We start from the raw sequence: 17,797 nt of genomic DNA, 5'->3' as shown, positions 1-17,797 counted from the left end.
CGCTGTTCACGTATGCCTTCCCGGCGCACGTTAGCGGCCGTGGGCGCGCCTGTGGCGGTAAGGAGATGCGCGTCACGTCTCAAATGACGGACATCACACTGGTACGCGTCATTCGGCGGCGCGCGGCGCGTAGTTGAGGACCTTCTCGCTCAGCAGGTCCTCCATCTCGTCGAGCAGCGCGAGGGCCTCACGGGACACTTCGGCGGGCTCGCGGCGCTGGGACATCTCGTCGCCGATCCATGCCATGAGCGTGCTGTGCACCCAGGAGAGCTGTCCGGCGACGAGGCCGGGGAGCGGGTCGCCCCCGGCGGCCCCGGCCTCCTTGGCGAGGGTCCCGGTGAGCCGGTCGAGGGCCTCCTGCTGGATCGCCCAGAGCCGGGAGCGCAGGGCGTGCGCCTCGGTGATGACCTTCATGAAGTCGGCCCAGCCCGGGAAGAGCCCGACCGCCGGTGAGACGGCCTCCACTTCGGCGCGGAGCTCGCGCAGGACGGCGTCGGCGGCGGACTCCCCTTCGTGGCGGCCGCGCACGTAGCGGGAGAGGCGGTCGATGACGTCGTCGCCCCGGTCGAGGAACAGGTCCTCCTTGGCCGGGAAGTAGTTGTAGACCGTGTTGACCGAGACGTCCGCGGCGTCCGCGATCTCGGCAATGGTCACGGTGACGAACCCGTGCTCCAGGAAGAGCCCGGTCGCGATGTCCGAGATCCGCTGTTTCGTCTGCCGCTTCTTGCGCTCGCGCAGGCCTTCACTCATGCCTCCCATCCTAGGGACCCTGAAATTTTGGCGACACACCAACTCTTGGCCTCACTGAAATTTTGGAGCGGTTGCAAAATTTGGGCGTCTCTGTTTTTGTGGTCGCCATGGCAATCATCAGCACCTCCGGGCTCGCCCGGACCTTCCGGACCAAGGGCGGCCCCGTCGAGGCCGTGCGCGGCATCGACCTGCGCGTCGAGCCCGGCGAGATCCTCGGCTTCCTCGGGCCGAACGGCGCGGGCAAGACGACGACCCTGCGCATGCTGACCACGCTGCTCCCGCCCACCGGCGGCGCCGCCACCGTCGCGGGCCGCGACCTGGCGAAGGACCCCGCAGGGGTGCGCGAGCGGATCGGCTACGTCGCCCAGTCCGGCGGCGTCGACCTGAGCATCTCCGTACGCGAGGAACTCATCACCCAGGGCCGCCTCTACCGCCTGACGAAGGCTCAGGCGGCCGCCCGGGCGGAGGAGCTGGCCCACGACCTCGGCCTGACCGAACTGATGGAGCGGCCCTGCGCCGCCCTCTCCGGCGGCCAGCGCAGGCGGCTCGACATCGCCCTGGGGCTCACCCACCGGCCCGAGGTGCTCTTCCTCGACGAGCCGACCACCGGACTCGACCCGGGCAGCCGGGCCGACCTGTGGCAGCTGGTGCGCAAGCTGCGCGACGACCACGGCACGACCGTCTTCCTCACCACGCACTACCTCGACGAGGCCGACGCCCTCTCCGACCGCCTGGTCGTCGTCGACAAGGGCGTCGTCGTCGCCGAAGGCACACCGAGCGCGCTGAAGCTGCGGTACGGCGGCTCGATCGACGCCACCCTCCAGGACACCTTCCTCGCCATCACCGGGCGCGACATCGCGCCCCAGTCCCCCACGGACACGACTCCCGTCGCCGTCTGACCCTCACCACCCGGGACCCCCACCATGCCTGCACTGCTCGCCGACACCGCCCTGATCTTCGGGCGGTACGCCCGGCAGACCCTGCGCTCCAAGTTCCAGATCCTGTTCGGCGTCCTCACCCCGCTGCTCTACCTCCTCTTCTTCGGCCCGCTCCTCACCGACCTGCCGCTCGGCTCCGACGGCGACTCCTGGCAGGTGCTCGTACCGGGACTGCTGCTCCAACTCGGCCTGTTCGGCGCCACCTTCAGTGGGTTCGCGCTCATCATCGAGAAGCAGTTCGGCGTGGTGGAGCGGATGCGGGTGACACCCGTGAGCCGTCTCGCGCTGCTCCTCGGGCGGATCCTGCGCGACGCCGCGCTCTTCGTCTTCCAGGCGGTGCTGCTCGTGCTCGCCTCGCTGGCGATGGGGCTCAGGGCGCCGCTCGGCGGCGTCCTCATCGGCTTCGCGTTCGTGGGGCTCCTGACCGCCGGGCTCGCCTCGCTCTCGTACGCGCTGGCCATGAAGGTCGACAAGCCGCACGAGTTCGGTCCCGCCGTCAACGCGGTGAGCATGCCCTCGATGCTGCTCTCCGGCCTGATGCTGCCGATGGCGCTCGCACCGGCCTGGCTCGACGTCCTCTCCCACTTCATGCCGTTCCGCTACCTCGTCGACGCGGTGCGCGCGGGATACGTGGGCGACTACGCGACGACGACGATGCTGTACGGCGTCCTGATGGCCCTCGCCTTCGTCCTGCTCTCCGTGACGGTGGGCACACGTGTCTTCAAGAGAGCCGGAGCCTAACTAGGCTGGCCGTATGGTCAATCTGACGCGCATCTACACCAGGACCGGCGACCGGGGCACGACGGCCCTCGGGGACATGAGCCGCACCGCCAAGACCGATCTGCGCATCTCGGCGTACGCCGACGCCAACGAGGCCAACGCGGCCATCGGCACGGCGATCGCGCTCGGACAGCTCGACGCGGAGGTGGTGAAGGTCCTCGTACGCGTCCAGAACGACCTCTTCGACGTGGGCGCCGACCTGTCCACGCCGGTCGTCGAGGACCCGAAGTATCCGCCGCTGCGCGTCGAGCAGTCCTACATCGACAAGCTGGAGTCGGACTGCGACCGCTTCCTGGAGGAGCTGGAGAAGCTGCGCAGCTTCATCCTGCCGGGGGGCACGCCCGGCGCGGCGCTGCTGCACCAGGCGTGCACGGTGGTGCGGCGCGCCGAGCGGTCGACGTGGGCGGCCTTCGAGGTTCACGGCGACACGATGAACCCGCTGACCGCGACCTACCTCAACCGCCTCTCCGACCTCCTCTTCATCCTCGCCCGGGCGGCGAACAAGGCGGTCGGGGACGTGCTGTGGGTGCCGGGCGGCGAGCGGTAGCGTTCACACCCCCGTGCGTTCCTGCTCGCGGGCAGGGGCCTTCTTCGGGAAGAGCGTGTAGCTGAGCGCGATCAGGCCGTGGATGCCCGCCGTACGCCACGCCGTGTGCATCCACGCCTGCAGCGACGAGGTGCGGCCGGGGTCGTCGACGTACCACATGGCGAGCAGCAGCAGCCCGCTCGCGACGGCCGCCCCGACGACCGAGCCGAGCCAGACCTTCGCCTCGTGCAGGGCGCGGGCCTTGCCGTAGCGCGGCGGACGCGGCACCGGCATGCCCTGGAAACGGTGCGCCGCGTGGCCGTCGAGCCACTTCACGGTGCGGTGGCCGTGCCCCACGGTGTAGCCGATGTACAGCGCCGCGAGGCCGTGCTTCCAGCTGGGGTCGGCGCCGTTCTTCAGGTCGAGCGCGGTCACCACCAGAAGCACGAGTTCGAGCAGCGGCTCGCACAGCAGGATCGCGATGCCCAGGCGCGGCATGCGCAGCAGATAGCGGGTGGCGAGCCCGGCGGCCAGCAGGACCCAGAAGCCGACCTCGCAGATGATGATCAGCGCGACGATCACAGCGCTCTCCTCACGTTCGCTCCCCCTGCCACTCCGTCACTCCTCAAGGCTCGCGCCCCGGCCGCCGTGGATCGTCGTCGTCAGTGACGAAGTGGGACTGCATCCTTCGATGTAGCGCCCGGTTCCTCCCCCAGGACCAGGCAGGACGGCCGGTCCACCGTGTTGGATGGGGACATGGCCCTGTCCCTGCCCCGCCCGCAACGCGTCGACGTGCAGATCGCCGCGGCCAGCCTGCTCTGCGGGCTGGCGCTGTGGGCGCTCGGGCTGCGCTCGCAGACCGACCGGCCGCTCGGCAACCACTGGTCGCTGCTGCCGCTCTTCGCCCTTGCGGGGCTCGAACTACTGCGCAGCACCAAGCCGCAGTTCGCCTTGGTCACGGCCACGTTCGCGCTGGTGGCCGACCAGTTCACGGCGGGCAACCTCGCGTCGATCCTGATGTTCACGGACATCATGTACGCGGCTGTCGTGTACGGGACACCGGCTGCCGCCCGACGTATCCCGATCACGTCCGGCGTCATCACGGTGGCCGTGACCGTGGCATTCCTCGCCTGGTGGCAGGACCCGCAGGCCGTCCTCCTCGGCGTCGCAACCGGCATCGTGGCCTTCACGCCCGCCGCCACCGGCGTCCTGGTGCGCAACCACCGGGAGGCCACCGCCGCGGCGAAGCTGCGGGCCGAGCAGACCGCGCTGCTCGCCGAGATGGACCGGGTCCAGGCCGTCGGCGCCGAGCGCGCCAGGATGGCCAGGGAGCTGCACGACATGGTCGCCAACCACCTCTCGGCGATCGCCATCCACTCGACGGCCGCACTCTCCCTCGACGACCCCAAGACCAGCCAGGACGCCCTCGGCGTGATCCGGGAGAACAGCGTCGAGGGGCTGGCGGAGATGCGCCGCCTCATCGGCATCCTGCGCGACCAGACCGGCGACCTGGAGCCCGCGGCCGCGCCCACCCTGGACGGCCTCGCCGCCCTCGTCGCGGGCGCCCGCACCAACGGCCTCGACGTCACGCTCGACGACGCCCGCCCCGGGGACGGGCCGAAGCTGCCCGCGCCGGTGGAGCTCGCGGCGTACCGCATCGTGCAGGAGTCCCTGACGAACGCCCTCAAGCACGCGTCCCCCGGCCTGGTCACCGTGGCCCTCGCACAGCGGCCGCGCGCCCTCACCGTCCGCGTCACCTCCCCGTACGGGGACCCCTCCGGGCCGCGCGCCCCCGGCTCCGGCGCCGGCCTCGTCGGCATGCGCGAGCGCACCGATCTGCTCGGCGGCACCTTCGAATCGGGCCCCGAGAGCACCCCTGACGGCAAGGTCTGGAGCGTCTTCGCGACCCTGCCCGTCGATCCAGCGGACGAAGGAGCCAAGGAATGATCCGGGTACTGGTCGCCGAGGACCAGTCGGCCGTGCGCGCGGGACTTGTCCTGATCCTGCGCAGCGCGTCCGACATCGAGGTCGTCGGTGAGGCGGCGGACGGCGAGGAGGCGGTCGCGCTCGCCCGCGAACTCCGCCCCGACCTGGTCCTGATGGACATACAGATGCCGCGCCTCGACGGGGTGTCGGCGACCCGGCAGGTCGTCGCCGAGCAGCTCGCGGACGTACTCGTCCTGACCACCTTCGACCTCGACGAGTACGTGTTCGGGGCGTTGCGGGCGGGCGCGTCCGGGTTCCTCCTGAAGAACACGGAGGCGAAGGACCTCATCGAAGGCGTCCGTACGGTCGCGCGCGGCGAGGGCCTGATCGCGCCCGCCGTGACCCGTCGGCTGATCTCCGAGTTCGCCGCTCCGGCGAAGCCCGTACGCGACGAGAACGCGCCGGACCCCGCGATCCTGGACAGCCTCACGCGGCGGGAGCGCGAGGTGCTCTCCTGCATCGGTGAGGGGATGTCGAACGCCGAGATCGCGGCCCGTCTCGCGATGGCGGAGGCGACGGTGAAGACGCACGTCAGCCGCATGCTGGGCAAGCTGGAGCTGCGCAGCCGGGTGCAAGCCGCGGTGCTGGCGCAGGAGTTGGGCGTCTGAAGCGGAACCGGGGGCGCCGGGCCGTCGCGATCCGGCCAATGGTTCAGACCTCTTGACCGATGGTCCAGACCTTTCTATTCTCGCCGCACTGCGGTGAGCACTCCCCCACGTGTCCACGTGCTCACGGGCGGCGCAGGGTCCAAGCCCCTAACGGCCCCGGAACTCACCCGAGGAGCACTCGTGCGCTTCACGACGAACAGCACACGCCCGAGAGTCGGATTCAGACACAAAGCCGTGGCGGGGGTGACGACCCTGTTCCTCCCGCTCGCCACCCTCGTCGCCCTCGGCGGCCCCGCCGACGCGGCGCCCGAGGCCGCCCCCGAGGCCACCGCCACGTACGCCAAGACCCAGGACTGGGGCGGCGGCTTCGAAGGCAAGTGGACGATCAAGAACACCGGCACCACCACGCTCAGCTCCTGGAACGTCCAGTGGGACTTCCCCTCCGACACGAAGGTGACCTCGGCCTGGGACGCCACCGTCACCAACTCCGGAACCCGCTGGACCGGCAAGAACCTCGGCTGGAACGGGACGCTCGCCCCCGGCGCCTCGGTCTCCTTCGGGTTCAACGGCACCGGCCCCGGCGCCCCCTCCAAGTGCACGCTGAACGGCGGCAGCTGCGACGGCGGCAGCGTCCCCGGCGACAACCCGCCGAGCGCCCCCGGCACCCCGACCGCGTCCGGCATCACCGACACCGGTGTGAAGCTGGACTGGAAGGCCGCCACCGACGACAAGGGCGTCAAGAACTACGACGTCCTGCGCGACGGCGCGAAGGTCGCCACGGTCACCGGCACCTCGTACAGCGACAGCGGTCTGACCGCGGGCACCGACTACTCGTACAGCGTCCAGGCCCGTGACACCGCCGACCAGACGGGTCCCGCCAGCGACGCCGTCAAGGTCCGCACCACCGGTGGCGGCGGCCCCGACCCCGAGCCCGGCGACAAGGTCAAGCTCGGCTACTTCACGGAGTGGGGCGTCTACCAGCGCAACTACCACGCGAAGAACATCGCGACCTCCGGCTCGGCCGGCAAGATCACGCACATCAACTACAGCTTCGGCAACGTCCAGGGCGGCAAGTGCACCATGGGCGACGCCTATGCGGCGACCGACAAGGCGTACACCGCCGACCAGTCCGTGGACGGCGTCGCCGACACCTGGGACCAGCCGCTGCGCGGCAACTTCAACCAGCTGCGCAAGCTGAAGGCGAAGTACCCGAACATCAAGATCCTCTGGTCCTTCGGCGGCTGGACCTGGTCCGGCGGCTTCACCGACGCCATGAAGAACCCGGCGGCATTCGCCAAGTCCTGTCACGACCTGGTCGAGGACCCGCGCTGGGCCGACGTCTTCGACGGCATCGACCTGGACTGGGAGTACCCGAACGCCTGCGGTCTGTCCTGTGACACCAGCGGCCCCGCCGTCTTCAAGAACATGATGCAGGCGTTCCGCAACGAGTTCGGCTCCAAGAACCTCGTCACGGCCGCGATCACCGCGGACGGCTCCAGCGGCGGCAAGATCGACGCGGCCGACTACGGCGGCGCCTCGCAGTACGCCGACTGGTACAACGTGATGACGTACGACTTCTTCGGCGCCTGGGCGGCGAAGGGCCCGACGGCCCCGCACTCCCCGCTCACGTCCTACCCGGGCATCCCGCAGGACGGCTTCAACTCCGCGGCGGCGATCTCCAAGCTCAAGGCGAAGGGCGTGCCCTCCGCGAAGCTCCTGCTCGGCATCGGCTTCTACGGCCGCGGCTGGACCGGCGTGACGCAGAAGGAGCCGGGCGGTACGGCGACGGGTGCGGCGCCCGGAGCATACGAGGCGGGCATCGAGGACTACAAGGTCCTCAAGAACTCCTGCCCGTCCAACGGCACGATCGCGGGCACGGCGTACGCCCACTGCGGCACGAACTGGTGGTCCTACGACACGCCGTCCACCGTCCGCTCCAAGATGGCGTGGGCCAAGGACCAGAAGCTCGGCGGTGCGTTCTTCTGGGAGTTCAGCGGTGACACGTCCAACGGTGAGTTGGTGACTGCGATCAACGACGGCCTGAAGTAGTACGCGCCGTCCCCCCAAGACGAAGCCGGGAAGACAGGAACGCCCCCTGTCTTCCCGGCTTCTTCATGCCGTACGAACTCTCGTACTAGGCCACATTCACTCTCTGGCCCGGCGGGGCCGCTTCCAGCCACGCCAGGAAACCCGTCAGGGCGTCCTCGCTCATCGCCAGTTCCAGGCGGGTGCCGCGGTGCAGGCAGCCAAGGACGATCGCGTCGGAGAGCAGGGCGAGCTCCTCCTCGCCGTCCGGGGCGCGGCGGTCCACGACCTCGATGGCGGAGCGCTCGAGAACCCGGCGCGGCCGGGGAGCGTAGGAGAAGACGCGGAACCACTCGACGCGGTCACCGTTGTAGCGGGCGACCCCGTACCCCCAGCCTTTGCCGGAGGTGTCGCCCTTCTCGGGGGCGTCCCACCGCAGGCTGCAGTCGAACGTGCCGCCGGAGCGCTGGATGAGCCGGCGCCGCAGGCCGAAGACGAAGAGCCCCACCAACACCAGCACGATCAAAGCTAGTCCGCACACGAGCAGAGTGAGGATCATCGGCACCGACCTCCTCGCCTCTACCGTCGGCCGAAGGGCCGACAACGGACCAATACATTGCACCCGCATTGCCTCAGCCGCGACCCGGTCCGGATTGTTCCCGGACCTGGCCGCGGCTGAGTCACGTTACGCCGCGCGCTGGGGTCAGCGCGTCGCCACCGCACGCAGTCGGACGTCGGCGCGACGCTCGGCCGAGGCGTCGGCCTCGCCCTTCGCGCGCTCCAGCGCCCGCTCCGCACGCTGGACGTCGATCTCGTCGGACAGCTCCGCGATCTCGGCCAGCAGCGACAGCTTGTCGTCCGCGAAGGAGATGAATCCTCCGTGGACAGCGGCCACGACCGTGCCGCCGTCACTCGTACGAATGGTCACCGGGCCCGATTCCAGCACACCGAGCAGCGGCTGGTGACCGGGCATGACGCCGATGTCGCCGGACGTGGTGCGCGCGACGACCAGGGTGGCCTCACCGGACCAGACACTGCGGTCCGCTGCGACCAGCTCGACATGCAGCTCAGCAGCCAAGGGTGGCTCCTCGGGTCACCACCCGGCGGTTCAGCCGGGTGTTGGGTCAAATTCTAGTGGGCGTACGGAGAGGGGCGGGACACTGCCCCTGCGCGGGGTGCTCCCCGCCCCTCTCCGGATCGAGCTGCAGAGCTCAGGAGACGCCGAGCTCCTTGGCGTTCTTCTTGAGGTCCTCAAGACCACCGCACATGAAGAAGGCCTGCTCGGGGAAGTGGTCGTACTCACCGTCGCAGATCGCGTTGAACGCCGCGATCGACTCCTCGAGGGACACGTCCGAGCCGTCCACACCGGTGAACTGCTTGGCGGCGTGGGTGTTCTGCGACAGGAAGCGCTCCACGCGACGGGCACGGGCGACGACGAGCTTGTCCTCTTCGCTGAGCTCGTCGATACCGAGGATCGCGATGATGTCCTGGAGGTCCTTGTACTTCTGGAGGATCCCCTTGACGCGCATGGCGCAGTTGTAGTGGTCCTGCGCGATGTAGCGCGGGTCCAGGATGCGGGACGTGGAGTCCAGCGGGTCCACGGCCGGGTAGATGCCCTTCTCGGAGATCGGACGGGAAAGCACCGTCGTCGCGTCGAGGTGGGCGAACGTGGTGGCCGGGGCCGGGTCGGTCAGGTCGTCCGCGGGGACGTAGATCGCCTGCATCGAGGTGATCGAGTGACCACGGGTCGACGTGATGCGCTCCTGGAGGAGACCCATCTCGTCGGCCAGGTTCGGCTGGTAGCCCACCGCGGAAGGCATGCGGCCGAGCAGGGTCGAGACCTCGGAACCGGCCTGCGTGAAGCGGAAGATGTTGTCGATGAAGAACAGCACGTCCTGCTTCTGCACATCGCGGAAGTACTCCGCCATGGTCAGACCGGCCAGGGCGACGCGCAGACGCGTGCCCGGCGGCTCGTCCATCTGGCCGAACACCAGCGCGGTCTTGTCCAGAACGCCGGCTTCCTCCATCTCGACCATGAGGTCGTTGCCCTCACGGGTACGCTCGCCGACACCGGCGAAGACGGAGACACCGTCGTGCAGCTTGGCCACACGGACGATCATTTCCTGGATCAGAACGGTCTTGCCGACACCGGCACCACCGAACAGACCGATCTTTCCACCCTTGACGTACGGGGTGAGAAGGTCGACGACCTTCAGGCCGGTCTCGAACATCTCGGTCTTGGACTCGAGCTGGTCGAAGGCCGGGGCCTTGCGGTGGATCGTCCAGCGCTCGGCCTCGGCGACCGAGGACGGGTCGTCGTTCAGCACCTCACCGAGGGTGTTGAACACACGGCCCTTGGTCACGTCGCCGACCGGCACCGAGATGCCCTTGCCGGTGTTGGTGACCGGGGCCTGGCGGACCAGGCCGTCGGTGGGCTGCATCGAGATCGCGCGGACCACGCCGTCGCCCAGGTGCTGGGCGACCTCGAGGGTCAGCGTCTTCTTCGCGCCCTCGGTCGACGGGTCGTCGACCTGGACGTGCAGGGCGTTGTAGATCTCCGGCATCGCGTCGACGGGGAACTCCACGTCGACGACCGGGCCGATGACCCGGGCGACGCGGCCCGTGGCAACGGCCGTCTCAACAGTGGTCGTCATTACTTGTCACTCCCCGCGGTCGCGTCGGCCAGGGCTGCTGTGCCGCCGACGATCTCGCTGATTTCCTGGGTGATTTCGGCCTGGCGGGCCGCGTTGGCAAGCCGGGAGAGGCTGTTGATCAGATCCCCGGCGTTGTCGGTCGCCGACTTCATCGCGCGGCGCGTGGCGGCGTGCTTGGAAGCAGCCGACTGGAGCATCGCGTTGTAGATACGGCTCTCGACGTACCGCGGCAGCAGGGCGTCGAGGACGTCCTCCGCCGACGGCTCGAAGTCGTACAGCGGCAGAATCTCGTCCTTGCCGGACTTCGACTCCTCCGCCACCTCCTCGAGGCTGAGCGGCAGCAGGCGGCCGTCGACGGCCGTCTGCGTCATCATCGAGACGAACTCGGTGTAGACGATGTGGAGCTCGTCCACGCCGCCCTCCGCCGTCTCCTTCTCGATGGCCTCGATCAGCGGCACCGCGACCTTCTTGGCGTCCGCGTACGTGGGCTCATCGGTGAAGCCCGACCACGACTCCACGACCTTGCGCTCGCGGAAGTTGTAGTGGGCCAGACCACGGCGGCCGACGATGTACGTGTCGACCTCCTTGCCCTCGGCCTCGAGGCGCTCGGTGAGCTGCTCCGCGGCCTTGATGGCGTTGGAGTTGAAGGCGCCGGCCAGTCCGCGGTCGCTCGTGAGGAGCAGAACCGCGGTACGGGTCGCCGTCTCCGCCTCGGTGGTCAGCGGGTGCTTCGTGTTCGAACCAGTGCCGACCGCCGTGACCGCCCGGGTGAGCTCGGTCGCGTACGGCGTGGAGGCCGCCACCTTGCGCTGCGCCTTGACGACACGCGAGGCGGCGATCATCTCCATCGCCTTGGTGATCTTCTTGGTCGCGGTGACGGATCGGATGCGACGCTTGTAGACCCGGAGCTGGGCTCCCATGAGTCAGGTCCCTTCCTTACGTCACTTGGCAGCGGCGGGGGCGTCCTCGCCGAGAAGCTTCCCGTCCGAGGTCTTGAACTGCTTCTTGAACTTCTCGATGGCGTCGCCGACGGCCTGCAGCGTGTCGTCCGACATCTTGCCGCCCTCCTTGATGGAGGTCATGAGGCCCTTCTCACCCTGGTGCAGGTAGGAGAGGAGCTCGCTCTCGAAGCGACGGATGTCGACGACCGGCACGTCGTCCATGCGACCGGTGGTACCGGCCCACACGGAGACGACCTGGTTCTCGGTCGCCATCGGCTCGTACTGCGGCTGCTTGAGCAGCTCGACCATGCGCTGGCCGCGCTCGAGCTGGGCCTTCGACGCGGCGTCCAGGTCGGAACCGAAGGCGGCGAACGCCTCGAGCTCACGGAACTGGGCGAGGTCCACGCGGAGGCGGCCCGAGACCTGCTTCATCGCCTTGTGCTGCGCGGAACCACCGACACGGGAGACGGAGATACCGACGTTCAGCGCGGGGCGCTGACCGGCGTTGAAGAGGTCCGACTCCAGGAAGCACTGGCCGTCGGTGATGGAGATGACGTTGGTCGGGATGAACGCCGACACGTCGTTCGCCTTCGTCTCGACGATCGGCAGACCGGTCATCGAGCCCTTGCCCAGCTCGTCCGAGAGCTTCGCGCAGCGCTCGAGCAGACGCGAGTGCAGGTAGAAGACGTCACCCGGGTAGGCCTCGCGCCCCGGCGGGCGGCGGAGCAGCAGGGACACGGCGCGGTAGGCGTCGGCCTGCTTCGAGAGGTCGTCGAAGACGATGAGGACGTGCTTGCCCTCGTACATCCACTGCTGGCCGATGGCCGAGCCGGTGTAGGGCGCCAGGTACTTGAAGCCCGCCGGGTCGGACGCCGGGGCGGCGACGATGGTCGTGTACTCCAGCGCGCCGGCCTCTTCGAGGGCACCGCGCACGGAGGCGATGGTGGAACCCTTCTGACCGATGGCGACGTAGATGCAGCGCACCTGCTTGTTCACGTCGCCCGAGCGCCAGTTCTCGCGCTGGTTGATGATCGTGTCGACGGCCAGGGCGGTCTTGCCGGTCTGGCGGTCACCAATGATCAGCTGACGCTGGCCGCGGCCGATCGGGGTCATCGCGTCGACGGCCTTGTAGCCGGTCTCCATCGGCTCGTGCACCGACTTGCGCTGCATGACCGTGGGGGCCTGCAGCTCAAGGGCACGACGACCGCTGGTCTCGATCTCGCCGAGGCCGTCGATCGGGTTGCCGAGCGGGTCGACGACGCGGCCGAGGTAGCCCTCGCCCACGGCGACCGACAGCACCTCGCCGGTGCGGGTGACCGACTGGCCTTCCTCGATACCGCTGAACTCACCGAGGACGATCGAACCGATCTCGCGCTCTTCCAGGTTCAGCGCGAGACCGAGGGTCCCGTCCTCGAACTTCAGCAGCTCGTTGGCCATGGCCGAGGGCAGGCCCTCGACCTTCGCGATGCCGTCGCCGGCAAGGGTGACCGTACCGACCTCCTCGCGCGAGGCCGCGTCCGGCTTGTACGCCTGGACAAAGTTCTCCAGCGCGTCCCGGATCTCCTCCGGCCGGATCGTGAGCTCCGCCATCTGGGTTCCCTGCTCTCCTTGTTGGGCCCGAAGTTTTCTTGGGGGGTCTGGGGTCAGCCCCCAGGAATCCTCTGCACGGCCCAACTAGGGCCGTAGGTCGTGCTTTGTTGCTTTGCTTTACTGGCCGGCCACGCGGCGGCCGACTTCCTCGATGCGGTCCGCGATGGAGCCGTTGATGACCTCGTCGCCCACCTGGACCGTGATCCCGCCGAGGACCCCGGGGTCCACGTCGAGGTTCAGGTGCATCGGGCGTCCGTACACCTTGGCCAGGGCGGCGCCGAGACGCTCCTTCTGCCGGTCCGAGAGCGGAACAGCGGAAGTGACGACGGCGACCATCCGGTTGCGGCGGTCGGCGGCCAGCTTGGAGAGGGACACGATGCCCTCTTCCAGGCTACGTCCACGCGGCGCGGTCACGAGGCGCTCGACGAGACGCTCCGTGACGTCCTCGGCGCGGCCGCCGAGCAGGCTGCGCAGCAGCTCGCTCTTGGCCGTGCCGGTCGCGGCGCGGTCGGTCAGCGCGGCACGCAGCGCGGTGTTGGACGAGACGATCCGGCTGAACCGGAAGAGCTCGTCCTCGACGTTGTCCAGGGCGCCGGCCTTCTGCGCACCGGTCAGGTCGGCGAGGTCGGCGAGCTCCTCGAGGGCGTCCACCAGGTCACGCGACTGCGACCAGCGCGAGCGCACCATTCCGGCGACCAGGTCGGCGGTCTCGCCGCCCACCTGTCCGGAGAGCAGACGTCCCGCGAGCTCGGCCTTGGCCTCACCGGACTGCGCCGGGTCGGTCAGGACCCGACGCAGCGACACCTCACGGCTGAACAGCGCGGTGACCGCGGCGAGCTCGTCCGCGAGCCGCTCCGCGTCGACCGAGGTGCTGTCCGTCAGCGCGTCGAGGCGCTCGCGCGCGGCGGCCAGGGCCTCGCGGCTAGCTCCGTGCGCTGTCATCGAGCAGCCTCGGCCTTCTGCTCCAGCTCGTCGAGGAAGCGGTCGATCGTGCGGCTCTGCCGGGCGTGGTCCTCAAGGGACTCGCCGACGAGCTTGCCCGCCAGGTCGGTGGCCAGCTGGCCCACGTCCTGACGCAGCGACTGCGCGGCGGCCTTGCGGTCGGCCTCGATCTGCGTGTGGCCCGCGGCGACGATCTCCTCGCGCTGACGCTGGCCCTCGGCCCGCATCTCGGCGATGAGCGTGGCGCCCTGCTCCTGCGCCTCCTGGCGCAGACGCGCGGCCTCGTGCCGGGCCTCGGCGAGCTGAGCCTTGTACTGCTCAAGAACGCTCTGGGCCTCGGTCTGAGCGGCCTCGGCCTTCTCGATACCGCCTTCGATCGCCTCCCGGCGCTCTTCCAGAACCTTGTTGATGTTCGGGAGGAGCTTCTTCCAGAAGAAGAAGAAGACGATGGCGAAGGCGATGGCGCCGACGAGCAGCTCAGGACCGGGCGGAATGAGCGGGTTCTGCTCCTCCGAGTGCTCGGCCGCCAGCTGTACCAGGTTGGCGATCACATCATTGCCTTTCGTCGAACGGTACTAATCGTCTCTGGCGATCAGGAGCTGTAGACGAAGGGCATGACGATGCCGATGAGGGCGAGCGCCTCACAGAAGGCGAAACCAAGGATCTGGTTGGCACGGATCAGACCGGCGGCTTCGGGCTGACGGGCCAGGGCCTCGGTGCCCTTACCGAAGACGATGCCAACACCGATGCCGGGGCCGATCGCGGCGAGACCGTAACCAATGGAGCCGAGGGCCTTGAGGTCACCGGTGACGGCGGCGAGTTCGAGAGTCGCGGACATGCCGTTACTTCCTTCTCTTTCATGGACCGGTGGGGGTTGGCCACCGGGCGCTTAGGGGGTTGCGGAGGGGCTCAGTGGTGCTTGGCGAGAGCGCCCTGGATGTACGAGCAGGCCAGGAGCACGAAGACGTACGCCTGAACGGCCTGCACGAAAAGCTCGAAGAGGATCATGGCCATGGTCATCACGAAGGAGACACCGGCGGCCGGGATCAACCAGCTGTTCAGCAGGTACCAGGAGGCGACGGTGAACATCACCAGCATCAGGTGACCGGCGAACATGTTGGCGAAGAGTCGCACGGCATGCGTGAAGGGGCGCACCAGCAGGTTCGAGAAGAACTCGATGAACGACACGAGCCACTTGATCGGGCCGAGCGAGTTGTCGAACCCGGTGATGTTCTTCCAGCCGCCCACGAAGCCGTGCTTCTTGAAGGTGAGAGGCACCCAGACCAAGTAGACGACCGCCGCGAGCACCGCCGGGTAGGCGATGATCGACGAGACCGGGAACTGGGTCAGCGGGATCACGGACCAGATGTTCATGATCCAGATAAAGAAGAACAGCGAGACCATGAGCGGGACGTACTTCTCGCCGTCCTTCTTGCCCATCGTCTCGTAGACGATCCCGCGGCGTACGAAGTCGTAGCCTGCCTCGCCCATCATCTGCAGCTTGCCCGGGACCAACTTGGCCTTGCCGAACGCCACGTAGAAGAAGGTGACGACGACGAGCGTGGTCAGCAGGGCGAGCAGCATGACCTTGTTGAACTCGAACCCGCCGACGGTGAAGATCGGCTTGAAAAGGAACGAGTGCAGGCCCGGAGCCGGGAAGCCACAGCCGTTGTCGGACATGATCCGACAGCTCCAGTCAAAGGCGAGCTCAGTTTGGTCAGCACTCACCGCGGGCTCCTTCGGCGTGACGCATAGGTACGGCAACCTCGTTGTCGTGTCGGCGCGGCGCGCGGCCGCGGGTCGGCACCGGACTGGTGTTTCGGAAGTGTGAGCGGCGTTCAGGCATCGAGCCTCGCGATTGTGCAGGCGTCAGCTCAGATGCCCGCGCCCGCAGTGCCGCAGTTGGCACCGGACGATAGCAGCATCTCGAACGGCCATTTATCCCGCCCCTACCCTTCACGTCGACGACCCCGACTTCTCCGGCTTGTCCTTCTTGGAGGAGTCGCTTTCGGAGTCGGGTTCGACGTAAAGGATCTTCGCCTTCATGTGCGCACGCGCCTGTGCGGCCATCCACACGATGGTCGCCGCGACGAGTGCGGCGGCGAAGGCCCTCGGATTGAAGAGCGTGGTGTCCTTGAACAGACCCATGAAGACGAGGAGCAGCAAGAGTTGGGCGACGTAGAGCATCATGCCCATCGCCTGAAAAAGCTGTGGAAGCGATTTCGCCGTCTTCTGCAGGACGAACAGACCGAGCCCCATGAAGGCAATGACGACCGCGGTGCCGACGACCGCTCCGATCGCCCCCTTGCCACCGGCAACGACACCGCTCACCGCGGCGACGATCGCGCCGACGGCAGCCGTGGGCACGGCGGACTGAAGGAGATTTCGGGCGTCTTGAGACGGCATGGCGGCAGCTCCGCTTACTGATGGGGGCAGGGTGTCGTCATGGACGAGCGTAGACCCGGGTCGAGAGGGTCCCTCGGGCCAATGGACCGTCGCACTACGGTCCTTCGGCTCTATCCCGGGATCTCGTGAACCGTATCACAAACTATTTGATGAGGTCTTTACCTGTTCGGTGTGCTGGCTGTCACACATGAGAAGCAATCTGCGCGTCTGTGCATCCGGAGCGCCAATTTGTCTGGTATTGGAGCGCTTTCGGGTCGCGCGTCAACGGGACGACTCGGCTTCCCGCCGCTCCTGGAAGCGCGAACGGGCGCCGATCGCGGTCGCTCCGTTGACGCCCGCGGGCACCGGAGGTTCCTCTTCCGCCGGTGTGGCCTCCTGGGCCGCCAGTTCGGCGGCGGCAGCGGCACGGCGGCGGCGGTAGCGCGGCGGCACGAACGCCTCGGCCCACCGCGGGGTGCGCGGGGTGAAGCGCGGCAGCAGGAGCAGGACGAGGCCCAGCGCGCTGAGCGCGACGATCAGCAGCAGGATCCACATGCTCGTCGAGTGGACCGAGTACGCGACGGTGCCGAAGGCGATGAGCGCCGACCAGAAGTACATGATCAGCACTGCGCGGCTGTGCGAGTGGCCGATCTCCAGGAGCCGGTGGTGGAGGTGCCCGCGGTCGGCGGCGAAGGGCGACTTGCCGTTCCAGGTGCGCCGGACGATCGCGAGGACCAGGTCCGCGAAGGGGATCGCGATGATCGTGAGCGGCATCAGGAGCGGGATGAAGACGGGAAGCATCGCGTGCGTCGCGTCGCGCCCGGTGCCGAAGTTCAGCTTCATCGTCGCGGGGTCGACCTGTCCGGTGACGGAGATCGCACCCGCCGCGAGGATGAGCCCGATGAGCATCGAGCCGGAGTCGCCCATGAAGATCCGGGCGGGGTGCATGTTGTGCGGCAGGAAGCCGAGGCACATGCCCATGAGGATGGCGGCGAAGAGGGTGGCAGGCGCGGCTGCCTCGATGCCGTAGCCGTACCAGATGCGGTAGGCGTACATGAAGGACGCGGCGGACGCGATGCAGACCATGCCCGCGGCGAGCCCGTCGAGGCCGTCGACGAAGTTCACGGCGTTGATCGTGATGACGACCAGCGCGACCGTCAGCAGCGTGCCCTGCCCGGACGTGAGCGAGACCGTGCCGACGCCGGGGACCGGGATCCACAGGATCGTCAGACCCTGCATCACCATGACGCCCGCGGCGATCATCTGGGCGCCGAGCTTGATGAGCGCGTCGATCTCGAACTTGTCGTCCAGGACGCCGATCAGCCAGATCAGCGCCGCGCCGGAGAGCAGCGCACGCGGTTCGTTGGAGTTCTCGAAGACCGCGTTGAGGTTCGGCAGGTGGTCGGCGACCAGGAGCCCCGCACAGAGACCGAAGAACATCGCGATCCCGCCGAGCCGCGGTGTGGGCTCCCGGTGCACGTCACGAGCGCGGATCTCCGGCATGGCGCCGGCCACGATCGCGAACTTCCGCACCGGGCCGGTCAGCAGGTAGGTCACCGCGGCCGTGATGCAGAGCGTCAGGAGGTATTCACGCACGGGCTTCCCCACAGGTCTCGCTGGCCATCTCAGCCCCACACCCTAGCTTTGCGCGCATACGGTTGGGGACTTACGG

Annotated in this window: 19 protein-coding genes; 6 read left to right on the top strand and 13 right to left on the bottom strand. The window is 68.4% G+C overall.

The window, feature by feature from the left end:
• Positions 1 to 108: 108 nt before the first annotated feature.
• On the bottom strand, positions 109 to 750 hold the full coding sequence (locus NOO62_RS27355) for a TetR/AcrR family transcriptional regulator (protein WP_268773488.1): 642 nt from the start codon (positions 748 to 750) through the stop codon (positions 109 to 111).
• 107 nt (positions 751 to 857) lie between these two features.
• Here NOO62_RS27355 and NOO62_RS27350 point away from each other — a divergent pair, with 107 nt between their 5' ends.
• Genes NOO62_RS27350 through NOO62_RS27340 form a run of 3 tightly spaced genes read left to right on the top strand, consistent with a single transcriptional unit; the run spans position 858 to position 3,015 of the window.
• Complete coding sequence (locus NOO62_RS27350; protein WP_268773487.1) at positions 858 to 1,649, top strand: ABC transporter ATP-binding protein; 792 nt, start codon at positions 858 to 860, stop codon at positions 1,647 to 1,649.
• A gap of 24 nt (positions 1,650 to 1,673) precedes the next feature.
• Positions 1,674 to 2,429 (top strand): ABC transporter permease, encoded by a 756-nt coding sequence (locus tag NOO62_RS27345; RefSeq protein WP_268773486.1) that lies wholly within the window; start codon positions 1,674 to 1,676, stop codon positions 2,427 to 2,429.
• A gap of 13 nt (positions 2,430 to 2,442) precedes the next feature.
• Positions 2,443 to 3,015: a cob(I)yrinic acid a,c-diamide adenosyltransferase gene (locus NOO62_RS27340; protein WP_268773485.1), complete on the top strand. Its 573-nt coding sequence runs from the start codon at positions 2,443 to 2,445 to the stop codon at positions 3,013 to 3,015.
• Positions 3,016 to 3,018: 3 nt separating this feature from the next.
• Here NOO62_RS27340 and NOO62_RS27335 read toward each other — a convergent pair whose 3' ends face one another.
• Positions 3,019 to 3,576: a hypothetical protein gene (locus NOO62_RS27335; protein ID WP_268773484.1), complete on the bottom strand. Its 558-nt coding sequence runs from the start codon at positions 3,574 to 3,576 to the stop codon at positions 3,019 to 3,021.
• Positions 3,577 to 3,750: 174 nt separating this feature from the next.
• On the opposite strand from NOO62_RS27335, the gene NOO62_RS27330 reads away from it, so the two are divergent.
• The 3 genes from NOO62_RS27330 (at position 3,751) to NOO62_RS27320 (ending at position 7,637) form a co-directional block, all read left to right on the top strand.
• A complete protein-coding gene (locus NOO62_RS27330; RefSeq protein WP_268773483.1) occupies positions 3,751 to 4,941 on the top strand; it encodes a sensor histidine kinase in 1,191 nt (396 codons plus the stop codon).
• Positions 4,938 to 5,588 (top strand): response regulator, encoded by a 651-nt coding sequence (locus tag NOO62_RS27325; protein ID WP_268773482.1) that lies wholly within the window; start codon positions 4,938 to 4,940, stop codon positions 5,586 to 5,588. Before NOO62_RS27330 ends, NOO62_RS27325 begins: the two co-directional genes overlap by 4 nt.
• A 234-nt stretch (positions 5,589 to 5,822) precedes the next feature.
• Positions 5,823 to 7,637 (top strand): glycosyl hydrolase family 18 protein, encoded by a 1,815-nt coding sequence (locus NOO62_RS27320; RefSeq protein ID WP_414930894.1) that lies wholly within the window; start codon positions 5,823 to 5,825, stop codon positions 7,635 to 7,637.
• Positions 7,638 to 7,722: 85 nt separating this feature from the next.
• Here NOO62_RS27320 and NOO62_RS27315 read toward each other — a convergent pair whose 3' ends face one another.
• The 11 genes from NOO62_RS27315 to NOO62_RS27265 all read right to left on the bottom strand — a co-directional run bounded on the left by NOO62_RS27315 (position 7,723) and on the right by NOO62_RS27265 (position 17,721).
• Entirely contained in the window at positions 7,723 to 8,172 is a 450-nt protein-coding gene (locus NOO62_RS27315; protein ID WP_150172274.1) for a DUF2550 domain-containing protein, read from the bottom strand.
• 144 nt (positions 8,173 to 8,316) lie between these two features.
• Positions 8,317 to 8,691 (bottom strand): F0F1 ATP synthase subunit epsilon, encoded by a 375-nt coding sequence (locus NOO62_RS27310; protein ID WP_150186240.1) that lies wholly within the window; start codon positions 8,689 to 8,691, stop codon positions 8,317 to 8,319.
• Positions 8,692 to 8,824: 133 nt separating this feature from the next.
• Positions 8,825 to 10,267 carry a F0F1 ATP synthase subunit beta gene (gene atpD, locus NOO62_RS27305; protein ID WP_268773480.1) on the bottom strand — a complete coding sequence of 481 codons (1,443 nt, stop codon included), beginning with the start codon at positions 10,265 to 10,267 and terminating at the stop codon, positions 8,825 to 8,827.
• Positions 10,267 to 11,187, bottom strand: a complete 921-nt coding sequence (locus tag NOO62_RS27300) for a F0F1 ATP synthase subunit gamma (RefSeq protein ID WP_268773479.1) — start codon at positions 11,185 to 11,187, stop codon at positions 10,267 to 10,269. Before NOO62_RS27300 ends, atpD begins: the two co-directional genes overlap by 1 nt.
• A gap of 21 nt (positions 11,188 to 11,208) precedes the next feature.
• On the bottom strand, positions 11,209 to 12,798 hold the full coding sequence (gene atpA / locus NOO62_RS27295; protein WP_268773478.1) for a F0F1 ATP synthase subunit alpha: 1,590 nt from the start codon (positions 12,796 to 12,798) through the stop codon (positions 11,209 to 11,211).
• Between the two features lie 117 nt (positions 12,799 to 12,915).
• On the bottom strand, positions 12,916 to 13,740 hold the full coding sequence (locus tag NOO62_RS27290) for a F0F1 ATP synthase subunit delta (protein WP_268773477.1): 825 nt from the start codon (positions 13,738 to 13,740) through the stop codon (positions 12,916 to 12,918).
• On the bottom strand, positions 13,737 to 14,291 hold the full coding sequence (locus NOO62_RS27285) for a F0F1 ATP synthase subunit B (protein WP_268773476.1): 555 nt from the start codon (positions 14,289 to 14,291) through the stop codon (positions 13,737 to 13,739). Before NOO62_RS27285 ends, NOO62_RS27290 begins: the two co-directional genes overlap by 4 nt.
• 41 nt (positions 14,292 to 14,332) lie before the next feature.
• The gene (gene atpE, locus NOO62_RS27280) at positions 14,333 to 14,578 is read right to left on the bottom strand and encodes an ATP synthase F0 subunit C (protein WP_268773475.1); all 246 of its coding nucleotides are present in this window, start codon (positions 14,576 to 14,578) and stop codon (positions 14,333 to 14,335) included.
• Positions 14,579 to 14,649: 71 nt separating this feature from the next.
• Positions 14,650 to 15,420 carry a F0F1 ATP synthase subunit A gene (atpB, locus tag NOO62_RS27275; protein WP_268773474.1) on the bottom strand — a complete coding sequence of 257 codons (771 nt, stop codon included), beginning with the start codon at positions 15,418 to 15,420 and terminating at the stop codon, positions 14,650 to 14,652.
• A gap of 276 nt (positions 15,421 to 15,696) precedes the next feature.
• A complete protein-coding gene (locus NOO62_RS27270; protein ID WP_268773473.1) occupies positions 15,697 to 16,146 on the bottom strand; it encodes a hypothetical protein in 450 nt (149 codons plus the stop codon).
• A 261-nt stretch (positions 16,147 to 16,407) separates the two neighbouring features.
• Positions 16,408 to 17,721, bottom strand: coding sequence for an MraY family glycosyltransferase (locus tag NOO62_RS27265; protein WP_268773472.1), 1,314 nt, complete (start codon positions 17,719 to 17,721; stop codon positions 16,408 to 16,410).
• Positions 17,722 to 17,797 lie beyond the last annotated feature (76 nt).

The sequence above is a fragment of the Streptomyces sp. Je 1-369 genome, from assembly GCF_026810505.1.
Lineage (GTDB): Bacteria > Actinomycetota > Actinomycetes > Streptomycetales > Streptomycetaceae > Streptomyces.
Note: the sequence above shows the minus strand (reverse complement) of the source record. Positions and strands in the feature narration are given on the sequence as shown.

What these genes read in the sequence shown, in the direction of transcription:
- atpE (WP_268773475.1), bottom strand. Translation starts at nt 14,578, where the DNA reads ATGTCCGCGACTCTCGAACTCGCCGCCGTCACCGGTGACCTCAAGGCC.
- NOO62_RS27340 (WP_268773485.1), top strand. Translation starts at nt 2,443, where the DNA reads ATGGTCAATCTGACGCGCATCTACACCAGGACCGGCGACCGGGGCACG.
- NOO62_RS27325 (WP_268773482.1), top strand. Translation starts at nt 4,938, where the DNA reads ATGATCCGGGTACTGGTCGCCGAGGACCAGTCGGCCGTGCGCGCGGGA.
- NOO62_RS27350 (WP_268773487.1), top strand. Translation starts at nt 858, where the DNA reads ATGGCAATCATCAGCACCTCCGGGCTCGCCCGGACCTTCCGGACCAAG.
- NOO62_RS27355 (WP_268773488.1), bottom strand. Translation starts at nt 750, where the DNA reads ATGAGTGAAGGCCTGCGCGAGCGCAAGAAGCGGCAGACGAAACAGCGG.
- NOO62_RS27290 (WP_268773477.1), bottom strand. Translation starts at nt 13,740, where the DNA reads ATGACAGCGCACGGAGCTAGCCGCGAGGCCCTGGCCGCCGCGCGCGAG.
- NOO62_RS27300 (WP_268773479.1), bottom strand. Translation starts at nt 11,187, where the DNA reads ATGGGAGCCCAGCTCCGGGTCTACAAGCGTCGCATCCGATCCGTCACC.
- NOO62_RS27315 (WP_150172274.1), bottom strand. Translation starts at nt 8,172, where the DNA reads ATGATCCTCACTCTGCTCGTGTGCGGACTAGCTTTGATCGTGCTGGTG.
- atpA (WP_268773478.1), bottom strand. Translation starts at nt 12,798, where the DNA reads ATGGCGGAGCTCACGATCCGGCCGGAGGAGATCCGGGACGCGCTGGAG.
- NOO62_RS27345 (WP_268773486.1), top strand. Translation starts at nt 1,674, where the DNA reads ATGCCTGCACTGCTCGCCGACACCGCCCTGATCTTCGGGCGGTACGCC.
- atpD (WP_268773480.1), bottom strand. Translation starts at nt 10,267, where the DNA reads ATGACGACCACTGTTGAGACGGCCGTTGCCACGGGCCGCGTCGCCCGG.
- NOO62_RS27330 (WP_268773483.1), top strand. Translation starts at nt 3,751, where the DNA reads ATGGCCCTGTCCCTGCCCCGCCCGCAACGCGTCGACGTGCAGATCGCC.
- atpB (WP_268773474.1), bottom strand. Translation starts at nt 15,420, where the DNA reads ATGTCCGACAACGGCTGTGGCTTCCCGGCTCCGGGCCTGCACTCGTTC.
- NOO62_RS27270 (WP_268773473.1), bottom strand. Translation starts at nt 16,146, where the DNA reads ATGCCGTCTCAAGACGCCCGAAATCTCCTTCAGTCCGCCGTGCCCACG.